The organism is Streptomyces sp. NPDC032161, from assembly GCF_040636995.1.
Taxonomy (GTDB): domain Bacteria; phylum Actinomycetota; class Actinomycetes; order Streptomycetales; family Streptomycetaceae; genus Streptomyces.
Genome location: NZ_JBEZVN010000003.1, coordinates 333,462 through 353,539 on the forward strand (window position 1 = coordinate 333,462; position 20,078 = coordinate 353,539).

Below are 20,078 nucleotides of genomic sequence, written 5' to 3' on the forward strand. Positions count from 1 at the left end.
GCCGGCCGGGAGCGGAGCCCGCGCATGCCCCGGTTGCCCGGGACATGGACCCCGCTCCTCCCCCGCCCGGTGGACGTCCCCCGGCGATCTCGGGCCCTTCCGCCGTCACGCACCCGCCAGCAGGGCCTCCAGCGCCACCGCCGTGTCCGGGTGACGGCCGACCAGTGCCGCACCCGACGGGCCGGTCTCCGCCGTCTCCCAGCTCCCGTCGCAGCCCAGCAGGTTCGCCACCGCATCGCAGGTCGCGGGGTGGGCGGCGAGCAGCGCGACGCCCCGGGCCGCGGCCGTGCCCCGTACCGGACGTACGGCTTCCGGCTCCGGGTGGGCCCGCCACGGCGGGACCCACTCGTCCAGGGCCGCGAGCCGGCCGGGGAAGATCCGTCCGGCCTCGCGGATCAGCAGCGGGGCCAGCTCCGTACCGCTCGTCCGCAACGTGCTGATCAGGGTCGGCAGCCAGGGCAGCAGCACCGGGTCCGGCAGCCGTCCGAACGCGTTCGACACCGCCTCCACGACGAAGTCGGTGAGGCCCGGGACGGGCTCCAGGGCGTGCACGAAGCCGCTGAGGTAGCGCGGATAGGCGGGCACCACCAGGGGGTTGGCGAGCAGCTCGTCGCAGCGTGCCCGCAGCTCGGCGCGGGAGAGGAGCCCGAGGTGGTTCCGGGCCGCCCACAACAGTGCCGTCTTCGACGGGTCCTCCGGGTGCGACTGGGCGACCGCCAGCTCCAGCTGGGCCCGGTCGCACCCCAGGGACAGGGCCAGGCTCTCCATGCTGAACAGGAAGCCCAGCATCGCCGCCACCTGACGGACGGTGGCGTCGTCGTCGGTGAACGCCGTGGGCAGCAGGGTGCAGTAGTGCGCGTAGCCCGCCTTGACGAAGGACTCGATCCACGGCGGCAGCACCGGCTCACTGGTGCGGTAGTACGCCAGCAGCCCGCGTACCCGGCGCAGCACCTCCGGTGCGTCGTCGACGCTGCGTTCGGCGGAGAGCACCTCCAGGGCACGGGTGCCCAGCTCGTCGGCAAGGCGGCGGCTGCGCAGGTACAGGGTCGCGTCCTCGACGGTCGCGAGGACGGTCGCCGCGGTGGCCTGCGGGTCGTACGCCGTGCGGCGCAGGCGCTGTTCCAGGACCTGTTCGAGGCTGACGCCCTCGTAGCCGAGCTCGATGAGGGCCCGCTGGTGGGTGCCGAGCGCCAGGTCCCACGATTCCTGGATCGGACGTTCGCCGAGCCGCCGCTCGCCCATGATCGGCCGGGCGGCGCCGTGCGGCATCAGGCGGCGCAGCATCCACAGCACATCGGAGCACCGCTCCAGTTCGGGCTGTGCGGCGATGTTCAGCAACGCCCTCTGTACGCCGCGTTGCTGGAGTTTCAGGTTCAGCGGCGCGAGCCGGTCGTGCACGTCGCGTGCCAGGGGCGGCAGCGCGTCGTAGCCGACCTGTCCGACACGGTCGCCACCCATCATGATCTCGACGAGGCGGCGCACGTCGCGCCGGCCCGGCACGGTGTCCTTCTCGATGCAGGTGACCGCCGCGTCCTGGAAGTCGTACGGCGTGGGCCTGGCCCGGTCGCGCATCCCGGCCAGCAGGATCGACGTCTCGAACACCGCGATGGCATCGGCGGTGGAGGCGAGGTAGCCGTTGCGGCGGGCGGCGCGCACGATCTCCACGGACCAGCCGAGCAGTTCGGCCTCGTCCAGGCGGTCCAGGACGGGTGGCCGCCGGAGGAATCCGGTCAGCTTGTCGGAGGCCGGGACCGCCGCCGTCGGTGCGGGGGCCGCCGGGGCCGCGGTCTTCTTGGGCTTCGCCTTCTTCGTACCGTTCTGGCCTGCCAGGCGGTACGGCTTGACGCCGGTGCGCTTGAGGTTCTTGGCCCAGACCGTCGCCGCGATCGACACCGAGCCCGCGGCGAGGCCGAACTGCGCCTCGATCGCCGCGTGGCTGGACGGGATCAGCCCGTACTGCCACGTGGTGGCGGTGCGCGGGCCGATCTCGAAGGTGTCGGTGCCGTGGACGCCGAACTCCGCGACGCGGCTGACCGCGTGGAAGGCGCCGCAGACATAGAGGCATTCGGCGGGATCGGTGCCGGTCGCGGCCAGGTGCTCACGCATCCTGGTCCACATGTGGCGTTCACGGTCCTCGTCCACGCGCACCCGGTCGGAGTCGCCGGGTGCCAGGCGCCGGAAGAGGCTGCCGATCAGCAGCATGACCTGGCGGTAGGTGTCGTGGTCGCTGCCCCGGTCGCCGAGCGGCAGTTCGACGTACTGGTGCCACCACTCCGACCAGTGCCGCACCTTGCCGTGGCGCAGCAGGTGTTCCTCCAGTTCGGCGAAGCGCGGGCGCAGGTCGCCCAGTTCCACGCCGACCGCGTCGCCGTGGAGCGCGGCCTCCTCCTCGGTGGGCGGCGGTGCGTCCGTGTCGGCGGGATGCTCGGTCCGCGTGCCGCGCGGGTCCCACTGGAAGACGTGGTCCGAGGAACGGTCGACGAGGACGAGTTCGACACCGGGGGTGTCCAGGGCATAGGCGATCGCCTGGTACTCGGCCGACGCCTCGGTGATCGGAGCGACGACCGACAGCGGGGACCACTCGGCGGGGAAGCCGTCGACCTCGGTCGCGAACGCCTGGACCGCGACCGGGAGGCGGCAGTTGCGCAGCTCGGTCAGCAGCGGTGTCATGTCCTCGCACAGCTCCAGGTAGACGACCTTGGGCTGCTTCTCGCGCAGGCGGCGGGCCATCGCGGTCGCCGAGGCGGGTGAGTGGTGGCAGACGGGGAAGACCTCCAGCGGCTCGCGCACCGCGCGGTCGACGTCGTCGACGATGCCGAGGAGGATTCCTTCGAGGGCGTCGGGTCCGTCGGCGAACGTCGCGGCGGCTTCCTGGAGCTGCGTGCGCAGTGTCGCGAAGGTCCCCTCGTGGGCGGCGCTCATGACAGGGTGGCGATCGCGTCGCGGCCGCCCTCCAGGAACTCCGGCCAGGATCCGCCTTCCTCCTTGCTGCGGGGCTCGACGACGCCGTGCAGGTACTTGTTGAGGATGGCGAGGTCCTCGGGCTCGCGCCGGGCCAGCGACCCGACGAGCGAGGAGGCCAGGGCACGAGCGGTCAGGGAGCGCTCGCCGAAGAAGTTGCTGTGCAGGATCGCGTCCTCCAGCACACCGATCTGTTCGGCGGTGGACAGCGCGGACTCCAGCTTCTCGTCGTCGCTGCCGGCCGCCGCCGACGAGGCGCGCAGATCCGCGAAGCTCTGCAGCAGCACGTCCAGCAGCGTCGGCGGGACGTCCAGCTCTATCTGGTGACGGCGCAGCAGTTCCTCGGTGCGGAAGCGGACGATCTCCGCCTCGCTCTTCTTGTTCGTCACCACGGGGATGCGTACGAAGTTGAAGCGGCGCTTGAGCGCCGAGGACAGGTCGTTGACGCCCCGGTCGCGGCTGTTGGCGGTGGCGATGATCGAGAAGCCGGGCTTGGCGAAGACGATGCCGTCGCTGTCCAGTTCGGGGACCGAGATGTACTTCTCGGAGAGGATCGAGATCAGCGCGTCCTGGACGTCGCTGGTGGAACGGGTGAGCTCCTCGAAGCGGCCGATCGCGCCGGTCTCCATCGCGGTCATGATCGGTGAGGGGATCATCGACTCCCGGGACTGGCCCTTGGCGATGACCATGGACACGTTCCAGGAGTACTTGATGTGGTCCTCGGTGGTGCCGGCGGTGCCCTGCACGACCAGGGTGGAGTTGCGGCTGATCGCGGCGGACAGCAGCTCGGCCAGCCAGCTCTTGCCGGTGCCGGGATCGCCGATGAGCAGCAGGCCGCGGTCGGAGGCCAGGGTGACGATGGAGCGCTCGACGAAGCTGCGGTCACCGAACCACTTCTGGGAGATCTCCCGGTCCAGGCCGTCGGCGCGCTCGGAACCCAGGATGAACAGGCGGACCATCTTCGGGGACAACCGCCAGGAGAACGGCTTGGGGTTGTCGTCGATGGACTCCAGCCAGTCCAGCTCCTCGGCGTACTTGATCTCGGCGGGGGCGCGCAACAGGTCGGACATGTCAGGGCCTTTCTCAATGATGTTCGGCAGGCTTGGCAACTTGGCGACTTGGCAAGTTGCCGGGTTCTGCGGATCCGGCGTAGTCGGTGGATCCGGCGTAGTCGGTGGATCCGGCGCGTTCGACGGTTCCTGGAGTCGGTCGATTCGGTCGATTCGGTGGACCTAGGTGAGGAACGTCTTGAGCTCGTGGACGAGTTTGCGGATGTGACCGGAGATCACCGGCGTGCCGAGGTCCTTGAAGCGCTCCCGGAACCAGGGGTTGACGCTGGCGCGGCCGGAGCTGGTCACCGAGCCGACCGGGATGAACTTGGCGCCCGAGCGGTGAATGGCGGTCATGCTCTCGAACAGCGGCTCGCTTCGCCATTCGTAGAAGTCCGAGATCCACACCACGACCGTGTTGCGGGGCTCGGCGATCTTCGGCTGGGCCAGGGCCATGGCGACCGTGCCGTCCGTGCCGCCGCCGAGGTTGGTGCGCAGCAGGGTCTCGAACGGGTCGTGCACCCAGGGGGTGAGGTCGAGGGCCTGTGTGTCGTACGCGATCAGGTGGACGTCCACCTTCGGCAGCCCGGCGAAGATGGACGCCAGGATGGTGCAGTTGACCATGGAGTCGACCATGGAGCCGGACTGGTCCACGACGACGATCAGCCGCTGGGGCGTCGTCTTGCGGACGGTGTGCCGGTAGTAGAGACGGTCGACGTAGAGCCGCTCCTCCTCGGGGCTCCAGTTGGTGAGGTTCTTCCAGATCGTGCGGTCGAGGTCGAGATTGCGGAAGACGCGCTTGGGCGGGATGGAGCGGTCCAGGGCTCCGACCGTCGCCTTCTCCACCTGGGTGCGCAGCACCTCGGCGACCTCGTCGACGAAGCGGCGGATCAGGGCCTTGGCATTGGCCAGGGCCACGCCGGAGAGGTTGTTCTTGTCCCGCAGCAGTTGCTCGATCAGCGACATGCTCGGGGTGAGCTGGGCGGCGAGCGCGGGGTCGGCGAGCACCTCGCGCAGGTGCATCCGTTTGACGAGGTCCGCCTCGAGTGCGCCCAGCTCCGGGCCGATGGCCGGGATGAGCCGGCTGAGGTCGGGGTTCGTGCCCCGGGCGCCGGTGCCGGTGGGGCTGACGCCGGCTCCCGCGACGCCTCCGCCGGTACGGCCGCCGCCGCGTCCACCGCGCAGTTCACCGGGCCTGCAGCCGAGGGCGCGCTCCAGCCAGCCCGCGTCGGACTGCCAGCGCGCCAGCTGTCCGGCGGTGACCGTGCCGGAACCGGTGGCGAAGACGTTGAGCAGCACCTTCGACACCAGTGCCGCGCGCCGTACCTCGGCGGCCCGGTCGCGTACGTCCTCGTCCTCGGCCGGGGCGTCGTCCGCGCCGTCCGGTACGGGGGCCATCAGGCCGTCGAGCTCGTCGGCCAGACCGGGGTGGCGCTGCACCACCGAGTCGACGGATGCCTGCGGGTCCAGCAGCGCGGACGGCAGACCGATGTCCTCGACGACGGCGAGGCTCGCCGATTCCAGCGTGGGCTGCTCCTCGTGGTCGAAGAGGCGGGCGAGGAGCCGCCAGTACAGGACTTGGCGACGGTTGTCGTACGGGTTCGCCACCGGATCTCCGTCGGGGTCCGCCGCGGATGTCCCGCCGGGGTCCGCCGCGGATGTCCCGCCGGGGTCCGCCGCAGAGCTGTCCCCGGCTCGCGTCGCGGCTCCGCCGCCCGGTCGGGTCGCAAGGGGCGTGTCGGTGTCCACGGCGGGGGTCTCGTCGCCTTCCGCCCCGGTCATGTCGTCGGGTTCTCGTGTCCCGGGAGTCCGTCCGGTCATTTCCGCAACAGCCTTCCGGCTCGCTCCCGCAGCACCGACGTGGCGTCGGTGGCGGCCTTCTCGGCCTTGGCGCCCGCCTTGTCGGCCGTACCCCCGGCCCATCCCCCGGCGTGGAGCGCGACGGTCTTCTTCCGCACGGTCGTCTCGACGGCCAGGGGCTGGACGCTGAACGATCCGTCGTCCCAGCGCAGCAGTCCGACGCACGCGCCGGACGCCGCCACGGCCTCCGGGGTCAGCGGTCCGGCGGCCGGGATGCGGTCGGTGTCGACGGCAAGGGGGTGCCCCGCGACGGTGAACGTCAGGGCCCCGTCGTCGCCCTTCCCGGCGGTGTAGCCCTCCAGGAAGACGGGCACGGCGATGCGCACCGGGTGCCGGTCCAGCGGCGTGGTCACCGGATCGGCGGCGGTGGGCAGGGCGACGCGGGCGGTGGCGAAGACGTCGGCGGGCTCGCCCGGGCGGGCGTGCTCGTCGCTCCATATCAGGTCGCCCTCGGCCGTGACGGGCATGTCGGTGAGGTCCATCGAGCGGCCCTCGCCCGCGGCTGCCAGGAGCGAGAGGTGCGGGCGCAGCAGCTGCCACACACCGGCACCGACGACGGTGTCGGGCTTGGGTACGGCGACGGCGGCACGCACGAGGCGCGGTGCGGTGCCGTCGGCGGGCTCGAACACCGCGTGGACCTGGGCCTGCGCGGCGGTCGGGTGCTCCTGGAGGTCGACGCCGAGGGGCAGGAGGCGGCCTGTGGCCGTACCGCTCACGGGTGCCTCGGCCACACCGGGCAGCGTCAGCAGCAGGGCACGGGACCACAGGTCGGCCCAGCGGCGTTCCGGGATGTGTTCCAGGGTGGCACCCGGGCAGGACGCGGCGAGTTCGGCGGCGAAGCCGTCGAGGAGCGTCGCCGGGCGGCGCAGGGCCGGATCCGGGAGCATGGCGGAGACGACCTGGGCCGCCCCGGAGACCACCTCGTGGTCGATGCCCTGCCATCCGGTACGCGCCAGGTCGGACAGCCACGAACGGGCGGCGGCGAGCAGGTTCGCCGCGTGCTGTCCGTCGGCCGGGGCGACGGTCTCCTCGGCGCGGGTACGGCCGGTCGCCTCCTCGACGCGGGTCATCAGTGCGTCGTGGACGGAGCCCAGGAGTGCGGTCCGGGCGGCGGCGAGGGCGATGAAGTGGTCCTCCCCGGCGGCTCCGGCCGCCGCCTTCTCCGCCGCCTCGGCGGTCCGGGCGGCGAGCGGCGTCCCCGCGACGGCGTTCGCCAGCTCCGCCAGGCCGGTGGCCTGGGCGGGCTGCGGGCGGAGCAGCCCGGTGACGAGGACCCGGTCGAAGGCGTCGACGGCCGCAAGGGCTTCGTCGAGCCCGGTGATGGTCTCGGCGAGCAGATCGGCACGCATCACGCCACCGCCCTGGTCGGCGGGAACCACTGCATCTCCGGCAACGGCGCGGTGGTGGGGGCGAGTTCCAGGTACGCCAGGTGGCGCAGGAACCGGCTGAAGACGGACGCGGCGGCCGCGGTGTCCCCCTGCGGCGGACGCGTCGCGGTCATGCCCGCGGTGATGGTCTGCGCGCTCGGCTCCCCGTCCCCCGTCTCGGCCTTCAGGTAGCGGGCGACGCGCTCGGCGCCGTACTGAAGCACCGCCTCGGTGATCAGGGACCCGATGTGTTTGCAGAACGAGCCGCGCGCACCGCCGCAGGGGCGGTTGTTGTTGGTGCTGCAGGTGAACGCGAACGTGCCGACGGCGACCGACGAGACATAGACCCGTGCGATGTCCGAGCCGCTGGACACCACGCCCTGCAAGCGTCCGTCGGCCAGCTCGACGAACGGAACCTTGGCGAGCTTGCGCGGCCGGGCGGGCGGTATGACCCGTGCCGTGCTCGACCTCTCCCGAACTGACAACGCACCATCTCCTATGCACCAAGGGGTTTTCCGCGCCACGTCGGCGGGACACTGCTGAACATAGTTGCGACCACTGACAACGCCCGATCGCGCGCATGCGTCAGCGCCCCGCACGGCCTGCCGGACGGCGCCGGGCGAGTTCGGGGAGAGAAGAGGAAGAAGGGAATCACGGCCCGTGCGGAGGTCGCCGTGCACGGGCCGACGACGAACGGGCCGGAGCTACCGGCCTGCGCCCGCGGAGACTTCCCGGACGCGGGAATCCGAGGCCCGCGCACGGCGCGCGGCCGGGCCGGGGTCGTCGTCCGCCTCCACGCCGGCACACGGACGGCCGCGACGGGTGCTGCTGCGGCGGGCGGGTCCGGTCAGCGGGCGCTCGTCCTCGGCCGCGGAGTGCGCAGGCGAGGGATGCCAGGTCTCCAGGTCTTCCTGCGACATCCGGTCGATCTCGGCACGCACCTCCGCCTCGACCACCTGTGCCAGTTCGGCCACGGTGCTTCCTTCGAAGACGGCCCGGGTCGGGAAGTCGATGTCGAAGGTCTGCTGGATCTCGGCGATGAGCCGGATGGCGAGGATCGAGTTGCCGCCTTCCCGGAAGAAGTGGCTGTGGGAGTCGGCCGGACCGCCGAGGAGGTCCTCGAAGATCTCCGCGATGCGTTCCTCGACGACGCCGCGCGGGGCGACCGCCTCGTCCGGGGCCTCCCGGTCCGGGTGCGGCAGGGCGGCTCGGTCCAGCTTGCCGTTGGCGTTCAGCAGGACGGAGGCGATCGGTGCGAGCGCCGACGGGACCATGTGGTCGGGCAGCCGCGCGGCGCAGTGCGCGACGAGCGTCTCCCTCAGCTCGCCGGGGTCCCCGGCTCCGGGGACCGGCACCCAGTAGGCGGCCAGGCTCGCGCGGCCGGAGGCGTCGTCGACGGTGATCACGACCGAGTCCCGTACGGCCGGATGGTCGTCGAGCATGCTCTTGATCTCGCCGGTCTCCACACGGTGGCCGCGGATCTTCACCTGCCCGTCGCGCCTGCCGACGAAGTCGACGTCCCCGCCGGGCAGCAGCCGCACGAGGTCGCCGGTGCGGTGGAGCCGGGCGCCCGCGGGGCCGTACGGATCGGGTACGAAGCACTCGGCGGTGAGGTCGGGGCGGCCCCCGTAGCCGCGCGCGACACCGGTGCCGCCGACGTACAGCTCGCCGACGACGCCCACGGGCACGAGGCGCATCCGGTCGTCGAGGACATGGGCCGTGACCCCGGGCAGCGGCCGTCCGATGGGCACCGATTCGCCGGTGACCGGGGCCGTCACGGGGTGGATGGTGGTGCCGACGGACGCCTCGGTGGGCCCGTACTCGTTGATCAGCCGTCCGGGGCCCAGGTCCCGGGCCCACCGGTCGGCCTGCCGCACCGGCAGGGCCTCTCCCGCCACCACGACGCGTTCGGCGAGTCCGGCCGTCCGCTCGGGCGCGGGCCGGCTCGCGAGGATCTCCAGATGACCGGGCGTCAGTTTCAGGAAGGAGTACGGGGCCCCCGCCGCGAGGAGTTCGCCGAGTTCGGCCAGGCCCAGGTCCTGCGGCAGCAGCCGCATCGGCCGGCCGGCGAGCAGCGGCGCCCACAGGTTCGGCACGACCAGGTCGAAGGCGACCGAGGAGAACACCGCGCCGCCGCCGGTGCCCCGGGACGCGAGTTCCTCGACCGCCCAGCGGACGTGGTTGGCGAGGCCCCGGTGGTGATCTGCGCGCCCTTGGGGCGGCCGGTCGAACCGGAGGTGTAGATGACGTAGGCCAGCCCGTCCAGGTCCGGCGCGGGAGCCGGTTCCGGGGCCGGTTCCGACTCCGGTTCCGCAAGCGGCTCCTCGTCCGTGACCACGAACCGTCCGGTGAAGACCGGGGCGATCCGTTCGCGGTGCGACGCCCGGGTGACGAGGACGTCCGCACCGGCGTCCGCCAGCACCCGCCCGATGCGGTCGGGCGGGAAGGACGGGTCCAGCGGCAGGTAGGCGCCACCGGCCCGCCACACGGCGAGGAGTGCGGCCGGGAGGTCGAGATCGCGGTCGAGCAGGACCCCGACCACGGACTCGGGACCGGTGCCGAGTGCGCGCAGCCGACGGGCCAACCGCCCTGCGTGCTCGTCGAGTCCGGCGAAGGTACGAGTGGCGTCGCCGGCGACCAGGGCGGTGGCGTGCGGCACGGCCGCGGCCCGCCGTGCGAACAGCTCCGGGACGGATGCGGTCACCTCGGGAGCGGGTGTGCGGTTCCGGCGCGCGAGGGCGTCGCGCTCCTCGACGGGCAGCATGTCCAGGGTGTCGAGGCGGCCGAGCGGGTCGGTCGCGAGACGGGTTCGCCGTCCCGGCAGCCGTCGGCCACGCGGGGCGCCCGGCGCGTAGCGGTACTTCTCGATCAGCCGCAGGTCCCCGGAGAGCACGGGGTAGGCGATCTGCCACAGTTCCTCGTCGGCCTCCAGGGCCCGGGCGCCCTCGCCCCCGAGTTCACGGAGGTACGCCCGCACCTCGTCCTCCTCGAACGTCAGGCCGCGGGGTCCGCGTTCGCCGGGTGCCTTGCATGCGGAGACGAGGAGCGCGGCCGGCGGCGAGGGGAAGCGCGGCCGGAGACGGCGGGCCGCCTCGAAAGCCACGACGGCGCCCATGCTGTGCCCGAAGAACACGGTGGGCCGGTCGAAGGGCGTGTCGATGTCCGCCACGATCTCCTCCGCGAGTCCGGTGAGCGAACCGGGCGCCGGGTCGTCGTGGCGGTCCTGCCGCCCGGGGTACTGGACGGCGACCAGCTCGACCGACTCCGGCAGCAGCCGCGCCCAGCCGTGGAAGGTGCTGGCGGCTCCCCCGGCGTGCGGAAAGCAGTGGAGCCGCATGCGGGCCCGGGGCGCGGCAGGAACCGCCGGAAGGGACTCTCCCGGGTCATCGGGGGCTCCCGCCACCGCTCGGCCCGGGTACGGCCATGGCGCCGTGGACCTCGTTCCCCGTCCGCCGGAAGGGGACGCCCCGCACGACGACGGGGCCGGGCCGGTCCGCCCGTCTGGCGAGTGCGGCGACGAGTCCGGGGGCCAGTTCCGGTTCGTCGACGAGCCAGTGGGAGCGGTCGTCGCGCTCGATGTGCTCGACGCGTACCGGTCCCTGCTCGGCGACGCGCACGTCCAGGCGGCTGAGGTCGGTGGCGATGCCGACGCCGACCGCCTTCAGCACGGCCTCCTTGCGCGTCCAGGCGCGGAGGAAGAGTTCCCGCCGGGCGTCGCCGTGTCCGGCGGCCCGGATCCGGTCGCGCTCGCCGCCGGAGAGCACGAGACCGGAGAGCACCAGGCCGGACAGGGCGTCCGCGTCGAGGTCGCCCCGGCTCTCGATGTCGAGCCCGATGTGTCCGGCGGCGGTCACGGCGAGGGCCCAGTACGGCCCCGAGCGGGAAAGGCTGAACTCCATTCCGGTGGCGGGCGAGAGGACCCGGGGGCGGCCGTGCCTCCCGTCCTCGCAGCGCGGGCAGGGATGCCGTCCGAACCGGATCGCCTCGGGCGGCCCGCCGAGGTAGTGATCGGCCAGGACCCGGCGCAGCGAGGCGTGCGCGTGGGCGTAGTGGGAGCGTACGGTGGCACGTCTGCTGTGGACGAGCCGGAGTTCCTCGTCGTCGAGCACGGCCAGGTCGGCGGGGTCCGGGGTGTGCGGCGCACGGCCGTGCCAGATGTGGACGGCGCCGGTCACCGCGAGCCGGCCGCTGCTGTCTTTCATGGTCGGGTGGCTCCGTTTCCGTGAGGGGCGGGTGGTTCACCGGAGCGGCACCGCCCAGCGGGCATCCCGGCCCCCCGGGAGCCGCGGGTCCCTGCGGGCGCACGGGTCCGGTCGGACGTGCGCGTCGGATCGCCGCACGTGCGGCTCCCGGGACCGGGCACCCGGGTCCCGGCGTCGGACGTGCGGGTCCCGGCGAGCGGGCCGCCGGTGAGATCGAGGCCGAGGTGATCCTCGCACCGGTGGACGAGTTCGCCGTGGAGCCGGTACCGGACCCGCGCGGACAGCGGGGACGGGCCGAGCCCCAGCCGGTCGGCGAGCCGGTGCAGGGCCGCGGTCACCCAGACCGGATCGGCGGTGAATCCGGGTTGCGGAACCTGTCGGGCCGTCCGCCAGAGGCCCAGGCAGGCGGCGGCCGCCAGCAGGTGCGTCCAGCGGTCGGCGAGCACGTGGGCGCGCCGGTCGGCGGCAGGCGCGCCCGTCCTGTACTCGTACCCGTGGTCGTGCACCTGCCCGGGCCCGGACGGCGGGAGGGATCGGGCCAGATCGGCCAGCCGGCGCAGTTCGTCCGTCAACGATCCGGTGAGGGAGGGGAGTTCGGGTGCCGTGGCGGGGTGCCGCGCCAGCGCGTGATGGATGGCTGGGAGTACGGCGGTGAGGCCGTCCGCCGCGCCGGTGACGGTGCCGAGCCGGGCGAGGTCCAGGCGCGGCAGCGGCCTGCCGGGGCTCAGGAGGCGGGTGAGCACGTCGTCCCGGTCGCCGGACGGTGCCGCGGGCCGTTCCAGGGCCGGCAGCCACGCGTGATCGGCCAGCACGGGCAGCCGGGGAACGATCCTCGCCGGGCCGGTGGCCCGCGTGGCCATGTGGGCGAGGGTGATGCCCGGCAGGTCGCGTGCCGCCTTCCGGAAGACGGCGCAGGGGCCTTCTTCGGGGCAGCCGTCCACGCCGAGCAGTGACGACAGCCGGTGCGAGACTCCTCGGAGCAGCCTGGGCACCAGGTGCCGCACCGCAGCGGACCGTACGCCGCTCTCGGCGGGCGGCAGATGCGGCGAGCGCGCGGCAACCGTCGTCAGGGCGTCGCAGACGAGCAGGTCCGCGAAGGCACCGACCGTGTCCGCCGGACGCTGTGGGACACGCGGCCGGCCCGTGAAGCGGGCGCTCGCGGTCGGTGGCGGCGCGGCCGGTGCCGGTGCCTTCCGCGACGCGCGGCACCGGCCCCCCGCGCGGTCGCGGGCCGGGGCTCGGGCCGCCGACAGCTGATGTCGACGGTCGCGCGGGTCACCGGGGCTCCGCTCCAGCCGGTCGGTCACGTCCGGCGTGCTGTTCTTGGAGTCCACGGCCAACTCCGGTGCGTAGAGGGGGAGAAGAGGCCGCCGCCCGCAGCAGCCATCCGACGGCCCCGGTGCGGTCTCCTCCCAGCGTGGATTCCCCGGCTATAGACCCGCTATACCGCCGCACCGACTCCCCGCACCCGCTCGGCGGGCCGGGCGGAGGGCCGGGAACGGTTCATGGAACCAAGTGCCCTCCCGGCCCCGGGCCGCCGACGGAGGTCCCGGAACCGCCGGTGGTCCGGGACCGTTCCGCGCGGTGGTGTCACACGGCCGGCAGGGCGGTCAGCTTCTTCGCGTGCAGGGCCACCAGCCGCTTGCCCCGGGCCGTCAGGTACCACTTCTGAATGTCGCCGCTGCCGTCGTTGTACGTCCAGCGCAGTTTTCCGCTCGCGGCGTCGAAGGCGTGGATGCCGCCGTCCTCGTCGAACTCGGTCGCCCCGTAGAGGGTGCCGCCGACCTTGGCGAACTGCCAGGGGTAGGCGACGTCCAGGAGGTCGGTGTTGTGCCAGATCTTCTTCCCCGTCGCGGGGTCGGCCGCCCACAGGCCGTGGGTGCTGTCGGAGGCGTAGAGAACGCCGTCCACGACCGCCGGGTCGTTGAACCGGCTGAACTCCTCGGAGGCGAGCGACCAGCGTTCCTTGCCGTCGGCCAGCTCGAAGGCGCGCAGCCGGCGCCCGTCGGCGACGATGACCAGGTCGTCGTGGACGGCGAACTTGCGGTTGTTGGACCGCCCGATCTTCTTCGTCCAGATCTGCCGTCCGGTCCTGGTGTCCCGGACGGTGAGGTTCTCACGGAAGTCGGTGTAGACGAGTCGGCCGCCGACTGCCACGGCGGTGATGCCGGTCTCCTCCGTGCCGTGGTCGCGCTGCTCGCGCCAGGCGACCTTGCCGGACGAGGTGTCGATCGCGGCGACCACGTTGTCCGGCGTCCTGAAGTCCTTGTCCAGGATGCCCCCGGTGACGTAGACGTGGTCGTCGTCCACGGCGATCGGCCGCGGCTGCGCGTACTGGCTGCCCAGGCGGCTGCGCCAGGTCTCCTTGCCCCTGGCGGGATCCAGGCCGACGACGTTCCCGTCGTACTCGGCGCTGGCGAGGTAGAGCGTGCCGGAGCCCAGGAGCAGCGCGGCTCCGGGGGTGGTGACGCCCTTGCGGGACCACACTTCCTTGCCGGTGGCCAGATCACGTGCCACCAGGGGGTCGCCGGACACGATGACCAGGTCGCCCACCACGGCGAGCGCGTCATCTCCGGCCAGGCTGTCGTTGGCCGCCGGGGCCTGCCAGAGGGCCCGGGGGCCGGTGCCCGCCGGAGGGGTGGTGAAGGTGTCCTTGTTCCCGCCCTCTCCGGGTTCCCGCGTGGCACCACCGCCGGCGGATTCGTCCTCCGGTCCGCATCCCCACGCACCCGCCCCGAGCAGCGCCAGTCCCAGGCCCTTGCCCGCGAGGCTCATCACCCGGCGGCGTGACACGTTGTCTCGGCTCATGGTCTCGTTCCCCGTCTCCTGCGAAGTCCCTGTCCGGTGTGCCTGATGTGGCACCCGGAGCCGGATCAGAGTAGCCATCGCATTTCGGCCATTTGAGCGGACGGGACGCGACCGGGACAGCCCTGTGACTCGTTCGTCACGGCGAAACGAACGAGAACGAGGGAGCGAGCGCCGGGGCGCCGCCGGCCTGCGGGCCCGGATGTACGACGCCCGGATGCCGGGCCCGGCCCCGGATGTACGGTGCCGGACGCACGGCATCCAGCTAGTGCCGCGCCCGGCGCTCCGTACGACGGGACGGGCCGTCACTCGTCCCGGTAACCGAGCAGGTCGCCCGGCTGGCAGCGCAGCTCGCGGCAGAGTGCGGTGAGCGTGCTGAAGCGGATCGCCTTGGCGCGGTCGTTCTTCAGTACGGAGAGATTGACGACCGACACCCCGACCCGGGCCGCCAGCTGGGTCAGCGTCATCCCGCGCTCGGCCAGCAGCCGGTCCAGGTGGACCTCGATGCCGTGCTCCGGCGCCGGGCCCGTCACACCAGCCCCTCCGTGTCGGCACGCAGCCGGGCGCCCCGCCGGAAGACCTCGGCGACGGCGGCGATCAGGAGCGCGAGCAGCAGGTACGGGAAGGAGTAGGTGACGGAGAACGGAACCAGGTCCTCGGACCCGGTGCCCCGCAGGAGCAGGCCGGTCGTGACGGCGTCGAGCAGCGGCGCGAGGACGCTCATGAGGAACACCGTGACCGCGATGGCGTGGAGCCTGCGGACGTTCCGCGTGGTGAACTCCTCGCCGCCGCGCAGGCTCCGGGCCATTCGGAGTAGCAGGCCGAGTATCACGATCAGCAGCACACTGCCGACGATCTCGGGCAGCGCGAGCAACAGCCGCTGCCCGAGGTCGGGGTGGGCGAAGACGAGTTCGGCCTGATCGGTGCCGATGACGGACGGCCCGTCACCGCCCGGCGTCACGTGCGGGGCCGGTGCCCGCTCTTCGAGCCGCACTTCCCGGTACGTGATCGGGTCGAGGACGCCGACCACCCCGAGAAGCGGTATGAGCACACCGAACAGGCCGACCAGGCCCAGCGCCAGCGCGCAGCCCAGCTCCAGCGCCCGCTGGTCACCCCGGCTCCACCACGACTTCGTGCCCACGAACAGCACCTCCATATCGTTTATCATTATTATCGAATAACGATAAACCAGTGGTGGCACCTCGGGCACAGGCACCCCGGACGCACGAGCGACCCCGGGCGCACAGACATCGGACACGACGGCGGCCTGCCTGACACGACCCGCCCGGCGCGGCCCGCCCGGCCACGGGCCTCGACCTGCGGGCCCCGGCCGTCGCGGCGGCCCGCGAAAAACCAGAAGCCGTCGCGACGCCGCCGCTGTTAGACTCGTGGCGACGTTGTTCGTGTATCGAGGAGACCAGACATGGCAGGGGACGACGACATCTCGGGGTGAGATCCCGCTCCGACAGGCCACCGGCCGATGCCCAGAGGCATCGCGTCACCGTCGTGGCCCGTTCCGTCGTTCCCTCTGTCCGTGTCCCGGGCACCACCCTCTGTGTGCCCGTATTCCCTTTGAGGTCTCCCCATGTCAGACGCCTCCATCATCTGCTCCCACCTGTCCTTCGCCTGGGCCGACGGCACCCCCGTCTTCCAGGACCTGTCCTTCGCCCTGGGCGGCGGCCGGACGGGCCTGGTCGCGCCCAACGGCTCCGGCAAGAGCACCCTTCTCAAGCTCATCGCCGGTGAGCTGCGGCCGGGCTCCGGTTCCGTCTCGGCGGTCGGCACGCTCGGTTACCTTCCGCAGACCCTCCCCCTGACCGGGGACCTCACGGTGGCCGAGGTCCTGGGCGTCGCCGCGGTGATCCGGGCCCTGGACGCCGTGGAGTCCGGGGACGTGAGCGAGGAACACTTCGCGACCATCGGTGACGACTGGGACATCGAGGAGCGCACCCGCGCCCAGCTGGACCGGCTCGGCCTCGACGGTCTCGCCCTCGACCGGAGCCTGAGCACGCTCAGCGGCGGCCAGATCGTCTCGCTCGGCCTGGCGGCCCAGCTCCTGAAGCAGCCCGACGTACTGCTGCTCGACGAACCGACCAACAACCTCGACCTCGACGCCCGGCACAAGCTCTACGACGTGCTGGGCGACTGGTCCGGCTGTCTCCTGGTGGTCAGCCACGACCGGGCACTGCTCGACCGCATGGAACGCATCGCGGAACTGGAGAGCGGCCAACTGCGCTTCTACGGAGGCAACTTCACCGAGTACGAAGCCGCCGTGCAGGCCGAGCAGGAGGTCGCCGAGAAGAACGTCCGCAACGCGGAACAGGAGTTGAAGCGGGAGAAGCGGGAGATGCAGCAGGCCCGCGAGCGCGCCGAACGCCGCGCCAGCAACGCCGCCCGCAACCTCAAGAACGCGGGTCTGCCGCGCATCGTCGCCGGGGGACTGAAGCGGAGCGCCCAGGAGTCCGCGGGCCGGTCGGGTCAGATGCACGCCTCCCGGGTCGGCGAGGCCAAGGCCCGGCTGGACGAGGCGGGGCGCGCCCTGCGCGACGAGCAGCGGATCACCCTGGATCTGCCGGACACCGACGTGCCCGCCGGACGCACCCTCTTCCTGGGCGAGCGGATGCGGGTCCAGCACGGCGAACGCCCCCTGTTCACCGGTGCGGGCATCGACCTGACCATCCGCGGCCCCGAACGCATCGCACTGACCGGCCCCAACGGTGCCGGCAAGACCACACTGCTGCGTCTGGTCAACGGTGATCTGGAGCCGGCCGAAGGAATGACCGACGGCGCGAGCGAGGGAGCGGGCGGGGGAACGGCCGGAAAGCCGGACGACGGACGGGGCGACGAGCTGGTCGGCGGACAGATCAAGCGGGCCGACGGCCGGGTCGCCTACCTCTCGCAACGGCTGGACCTGTTGGACCTCGACCGCAGCGTCGCCGAGAACTTCGCCGCGTTCGCCCCGCACCGGTCGGAGGCGGAGCGGATGAACCTGCTCGCGCGCTTCCTCTTCCGGGGTTCCCGCGCCCATCTGCCCGTGGGTGCGCTGTCCGGCGGCGAGCGGCTGCGGGCCACCCTGGCCTGCGTCCTGTGCGCCGAACCGGCCCCGCAACTGCTGCTCCTGGACGAGCCGACGAACAACCTCGACCTGGTCAGCGCGGGCCAACTGGAGAGCGCGCTGTGCTCCTACCGGGGAGCGTTCATGGTGGTCAGCCACGACGAACACTTCCTCGCACGGATCGGGGTGAACCGTTGGCTGCGGCTGGCCGACGGCGAGCTGAGGGAGACGGGGGCGCCCGAGGTGTGAGCCGCTGACGTGTCGGCCGGGCCCGCGTCCGAGGGGTGTCCCCCGGCGGGCCGAACACCAACCACGTCAGGTGGATCACCATGTCTCAACCCGCCCTGCTCGCCCACGACATCGCCCGTACGCTCGGGGACAGGCGCGTCCTCGACGGGGTGTCTCTCACCGCCTCCCCCGGCCGCCGGATCGGCCTGATCGGGGAGAACGGTGCCGGAAAGTCGACGCTGCTGCGTCTGCTCGCCGGGGTCGACGAGCCCGACGCCGGGAGCATCACGCGCCCGGCCGACCTGGGCTTCCTGCACCAGGAGATGCCCTTCGACGCCGCGTCGACGGTCGCCGACGTGCTGGACGACGCCCTGTGCGAGGCCCGCGCCGACCTGGCCGAGCTCGACCGCCTCGCCGATCTGCTCGCGCACGTCCCGGAGGACTCCCCCGGCCACGACGAACTGCTCGACGCCTACGGCCGACGGCTGGAACAGGCCCGGGAACGCGAGTCCTGGGACGCCGACCGGCGTGCCGCGATCACGCTCGACGGGCTCGGCCTCGCCGCACTCGACCACGACCGGACCCTCGGCACCCTCTCGGGCGGGCAGCGCAGTCGCCTGGCGCTGGCCGCCCTGCTGGTCCGCCGTCCCTCCGCGCTGCTGCTCGACGAGCCGACCAACCATCTCGACGACGGCGCCGCCGCGTTCCTGGAGGCGCGGGTGCGCGAACTGCCCGGGGTCGTGATGGTGGCCAGCCACGACCGGGCCTTCCTCGACGCCGTGTGCACGGATCTGATCGACCTCGACCCGGCGGTGGACGGCCCCGTGCGGTACGGCGGCAACTACAGCGCCTTCCAGACGGAGAAGCACGCCGAGCGGCAACGCTGGGAGCGGCGGTACGCGGAAGAACAGGAGGAACTGGCGGCACTGCGCCGGTCGACGCGGGTGACCGCCCGCCTCGTCGCCCCGAACCGGGAGCGGCGGGACAACGAGAAGATGATGTACGGCCTTCGGGGCGATCGGGTGCAGGGCCAAATCTCGCGGCGGGTGCGCAACGCCGCCCGCAGGCTGGAGGAGTTGGAGCGCGGGCAGGTCGGTGAGCCGCCGCGACCGCTGCGGTTCCACGTCACCGCGCTCGCCCAGGGGCCGACGGACGACGACGCCCCCGGCGATCTCGTGAGCCTGCGCGACGTGCGCCTGCCGGGTCGGCTGGAGGTCGCCCGGCTGGACGTGTCGGCGACCGAACGCCTCCTCGTCACCGGCGGCAACGGGGCGGGGAAGTCGACGCTCCTGTCCGTACTCGCCGGTCGGCTCGCGACCGGGGGCGGGGACGGAGTGCGACGGCGACCGGGGCTGTCCGTGGGACTGCTGTCCCAGGACACCGTGTTCGCACGGCCCGACCGCACCGTGCGCGACACCTACGCGCTCTCGCTCGGCGCCGAACGGGCGGAGGAGGTCCCGCTGGTCTCATTGGGGCTGATGCACGAGCCGGACCTGGAGAAACCGGTCGGGCAACTGTCGGTCGGCCAGCGGCGGCGGCTCGCGCTGGCACTGCTGGTGGCGAGTCCTCCGCAACTGCTGCTGCTCGACGAGCCCACGAACCACCTGTCCCCGCGCCTGTGCGACGAGTTGGAGGACGCCCTGGGCACCGGGCCCGGGGCGATCGTGCTGGCCAGTCACGACCGCTGGCTGCGAAGGCGCTGGCAGGGCCGCGAATTCCGGCTGCGCCCGGCACGGTGAACGCGCCCGGCGCCGTGACCGCCCGGCGCGCGGTGAGTGCCCGGCACGGTGGACGCCCAGGTGAGAGCGCGGCGCGGTGAGCACGGGGCACGGATCAACCGGCCTTTCCGGAAACGGGGGTCGTCACGCCGAGGCGTTCCCAGAGGAGGGCCAGATGCGCGTGCAGGACGTCCTGGGCCTCCGCCGGGCTCAGGTGTCCGATGAGCACATGGCTGGTCAGGCCGTCCGTGAGCGCGAGCAGCGACCGGGCCTCGCGCCGCGGATCGGGCGCCACGGGGACTGCGTCGGCCGGATCGTTCCCGGCAGCGGCCCCCTTCCCCGTGACCGAACCGTCCCCGGTGCCGGGGCCGTTCCGGGTGCCCGGGCCGGCGCTCTCGGCGGCCTCCGCGATGAGGCGGGCGAAAACACCCTGGAGATCCGCGTAACTGGTCCTGAGCTTGCCGGCGAGCGGCTCGCTGACGGCGGCCTGTGCGACGAACGCGAGCCAGACCCGTGCCTCGGCGCGGTGTTCCTCGCGCAACAGGGCGACCTCGCCGGCCGTGTGGCCCAGGGCGGTGGCGGCCGACTGGGCCGGGCCACGGACCAGACGGGCCCGTACGCGCTCGGTCAGACGCTCACCGACGTGTTCGACGGCGAACAGGAGCATCTCCTCCTTGGTCCGGAAGCAGCGCTGAACGGCCCCCAGTGAGACCTCCGCACGAGCCGCGACATCGCGCATGGACACCCCCTCCGGCCCGTGTTCATCGGCGAGACGGCAGACGGCGTCGGCGATCCGACGGCGTCTGCTCTCGTAATCCACCTGCTTGGGCATG

At 72.7% G+C, this 20,078-nt stretch carries 14 protein-coding genes and 1 pseudogene; 2 read left to right on the top strand and 13 right to left on the bottom strand.

Features of this window, described 5'->3' with window-relative positions:
• Window positions 1-105: 105 nt before the first annotated feature.
• From AB0E67_RS11845 to AB0E67_RS11900, 12 genes and pseudogenes are all read right to left on the bottom strand, one after another.
• On the bottom strand, window positions 106-2,922 hold the full coding sequence (locus tag AB0E67_RS11845; RefSeq protein WP_362024355.1) for a hypothetical protein: 2,817 nt from the start codon (window positions 2,920-2,922) through the stop codon (window positions 106-108).
• Window positions 2,919-4,031, bottom strand: a complete 1,113-nt coding sequence (locus tag AB0E67_RS11850; protein ID WP_362024357.1) for an AAA family ATPase — start codon at window positions 4,029-4,031, stop codon at window positions 2,919-2,921. The genes AB0E67_RS11845 and AB0E67_RS11850 overlap by 4 nt, the downstream gene beginning before the upstream one ends.
• 162 nt (window positions 4,032-4,193) lie before the next feature.
• Entirely contained in the window at window positions 4,194-5,618 is a 1,425-nt protein-coding gene (locus AB0E67_RS11855; protein WP_362024360.1) for a VWA domain-containing protein, read from the bottom strand.
• Window positions 5,619-5,827: 209 nt separating this feature from the next.
• Entirely contained in the window at window positions 5,828-7,249 is a 1,422-nt protein-coding gene (locus AB0E67_RS11860) for a hypothetical protein (RefSeq protein WP_362024363.1), read from the bottom strand.
• On the bottom strand, window positions 7,219-7,722 hold the full coding sequence (locus AB0E67_RS11865; protein WP_362024366.1) for a hypothetical protein: 504 nt from the start codon (window positions 7,720-7,722) through the stop codon (window positions 7,219-7,221). The genes AB0E67_RS11860 and AB0E67_RS11865 overlap by 31 nt, the downstream gene beginning before the upstream one ends.
• Before the next feature lie 219 nt (window positions 7,723-7,941).
• Complete coding sequence (locus AB0E67_RS11870) at window positions 7,942-8,934, bottom strand: phosphopantetheine-binding protein (protein WP_362024661.1); 993 nt, start codon at window positions 8,932-8,934, stop codon at window positions 7,942-7,944.
• Window positions 8,926-10,574: pseudogene (locus AB0E67_RS11875) on the bottom strand (alpha/beta fold hydrolase); the annotation flags it as partial. The gene AB0E67_RS11870 and the pseudogene AB0E67_RS11875, both read right to left, overlap by 9 nt.
• A 46-nt stretch (window positions 10,575-10,620) precedes the next feature.
• Window positions 10,621-11,439, bottom strand: coding sequence for a 4'-phosphopantetheinyl transferase superfamily protein (locus tag AB0E67_RS11880; RefSeq protein ID WP_362024368.1), 819 nt, complete (start codon window positions 11,437-11,439; stop codon window positions 10,621-10,623).
• Window positions 11,436-12,773 (bottom strand): hypothetical protein, encoded by a 1,338-nt coding sequence (locus AB0E67_RS11885; RefSeq protein ID WP_362024371.1) that lies wholly within the window; start codon window positions 12,771-12,773, stop codon window positions 11,436-11,438. The genes AB0E67_RS11880 and AB0E67_RS11885 overlap by 4 nt, the downstream gene beginning before the upstream one ends.
• A gap of 256 nt (window positions 12,774-13,029) precedes the next feature.
• Window positions 13,030-14,247 carry a PQQ-binding-like beta-propeller repeat protein gene (locus AB0E67_RS11890; RefSeq protein ID WP_362024374.1) on the bottom strand — a complete coding sequence of 406 codons (1,218 nt, stop codon included), beginning with the start codon at window positions 14,245-14,247 and terminating at the stop codon, window positions 13,030-13,032.
• A 302-nt stretch (window positions 14,248-14,549) separates the two neighbouring features.
• The gene (locus tag AB0E67_RS11895) at window positions 14,550-14,777 is read right to left on the bottom strand and encodes a helix-turn-helix transcriptional regulator (protein WP_073783974.1); all 228 of its coding nucleotides are present in this window, start codon (window positions 14,775-14,777) and stop codon (window positions 14,550-14,552) included.
• Complete coding sequence (locus AB0E67_RS11900) at window positions 14,774-15,400, bottom strand: DUF2975 domain-containing protein (protein ID WP_362024377.1); 627 nt, start codon at window positions 15,398-15,400, stop codon at window positions 14,774-14,776. Before AB0E67_RS11900 ends, AB0E67_RS11895 begins: the two co-directional genes overlap by 4 nt.
• A gap of 429 nt (window positions 15,401-15,829) precedes the next feature.
• Between AB0E67_RS11900 and AB0E67_RS11905 the strand changes: the two genes are divergently transcribed.
• Complete coding sequence (locus AB0E67_RS11905; protein ID WP_362024379.1) at window positions 15,830-17,548, top strand: ABC-F family ATP-binding cassette domain-containing protein; 1,719 nt, start codon at window positions 15,830-15,832, stop codon at window positions 17,546-17,548.
• Between the two features lie 80 nt (window positions 17,549-17,628).
• Window positions 17,629-19,266, top strand: a complete 1,638-nt coding sequence (locus AB0E67_RS11910) for an ABC-F family ATP-binding cassette domain-containing protein (RefSeq protein ID WP_362024382.1) — start codon at window positions 17,629-17,631, stop codon at window positions 19,264-19,266.
• Between the two features lie 94 nt (window positions 19,267-19,360).
• On the opposite strand, the gene AB0E67_RS11915 is transcribed toward AB0E67_RS11910, so the two are convergent.
• Window positions 19,361-20,077, bottom strand: a complete 717-nt coding sequence (locus AB0E67_RS11915) for a TetR family transcriptional regulator C-terminal domain-containing protein (RefSeq protein ID WP_362024384.1) — start codon at window positions 20,075-20,077, stop codon at window positions 19,361-19,363.
• Window position 20,078: the final 1 nt, after the last annotated feature.

Coding starts and splice junctions, on each gene's coding strand:
- AB0E67_RS11900 (WP_362024377.1), bottom strand. CDS start 15,400: ATGGAGGTGCTGTTCGTGGGCACGAAGTCGTGGTGGAGCCGGGGTGAC.
- AB0E67_RS11890 (WP_362024374.1), bottom strand. CDS start 14,247: ATGAGCCGAGACAACGTGTCACGCCGCCGGGTGATGAGCCTCGCGGGC.
- AB0E67_RS11850 (WP_362024357.1), bottom strand. CDS start 4,031: ATGTCCGACCTGTTGCGCGCCCCCGCCGAGATCAAGTACGCCGAGGAG.
- AB0E67_RS11910 (WP_362024382.1), top strand. CDS start 17,629: ATGTCTCAACCCGCCCTGCTCGCCCACGACATCGCCCGTACGCTCGGG.
- AB0E67_RS11905 (WP_362024379.1), top strand. CDS start 15,830: ATGTCAGACGCCTCCATCATCTGCTCCCACCTGTCCTTCGCCTGGGCC.
- AB0E67_RS11870 (WP_362024661.1), bottom strand. CDS start 8,934: ATGCGCCTCGTGCCCGTGGGCGTCGTCGGCGAGCTGTACGTCGGCGGC.
- AB0E67_RS11845 (WP_362024355.1), bottom strand. CDS start 2,922: ATGAGCGCCGCCCACGAGGGGACCTTCGCGACACTGCGCACGCAGCTC.
- AB0E67_RS11880 (WP_362024368.1), bottom strand. CDS start 11,439: ATGAAAGACAGCAGCGGCCGGCTCGCGGTGACCGGCGCCGTCCACATC.
- AB0E67_RS11915 (WP_362024384.1), bottom strand. CDS start 20,077: ATGCCCAAGCAGGTGGATTACGAGAGCAGACGCCGTCGGATCGCCGAC.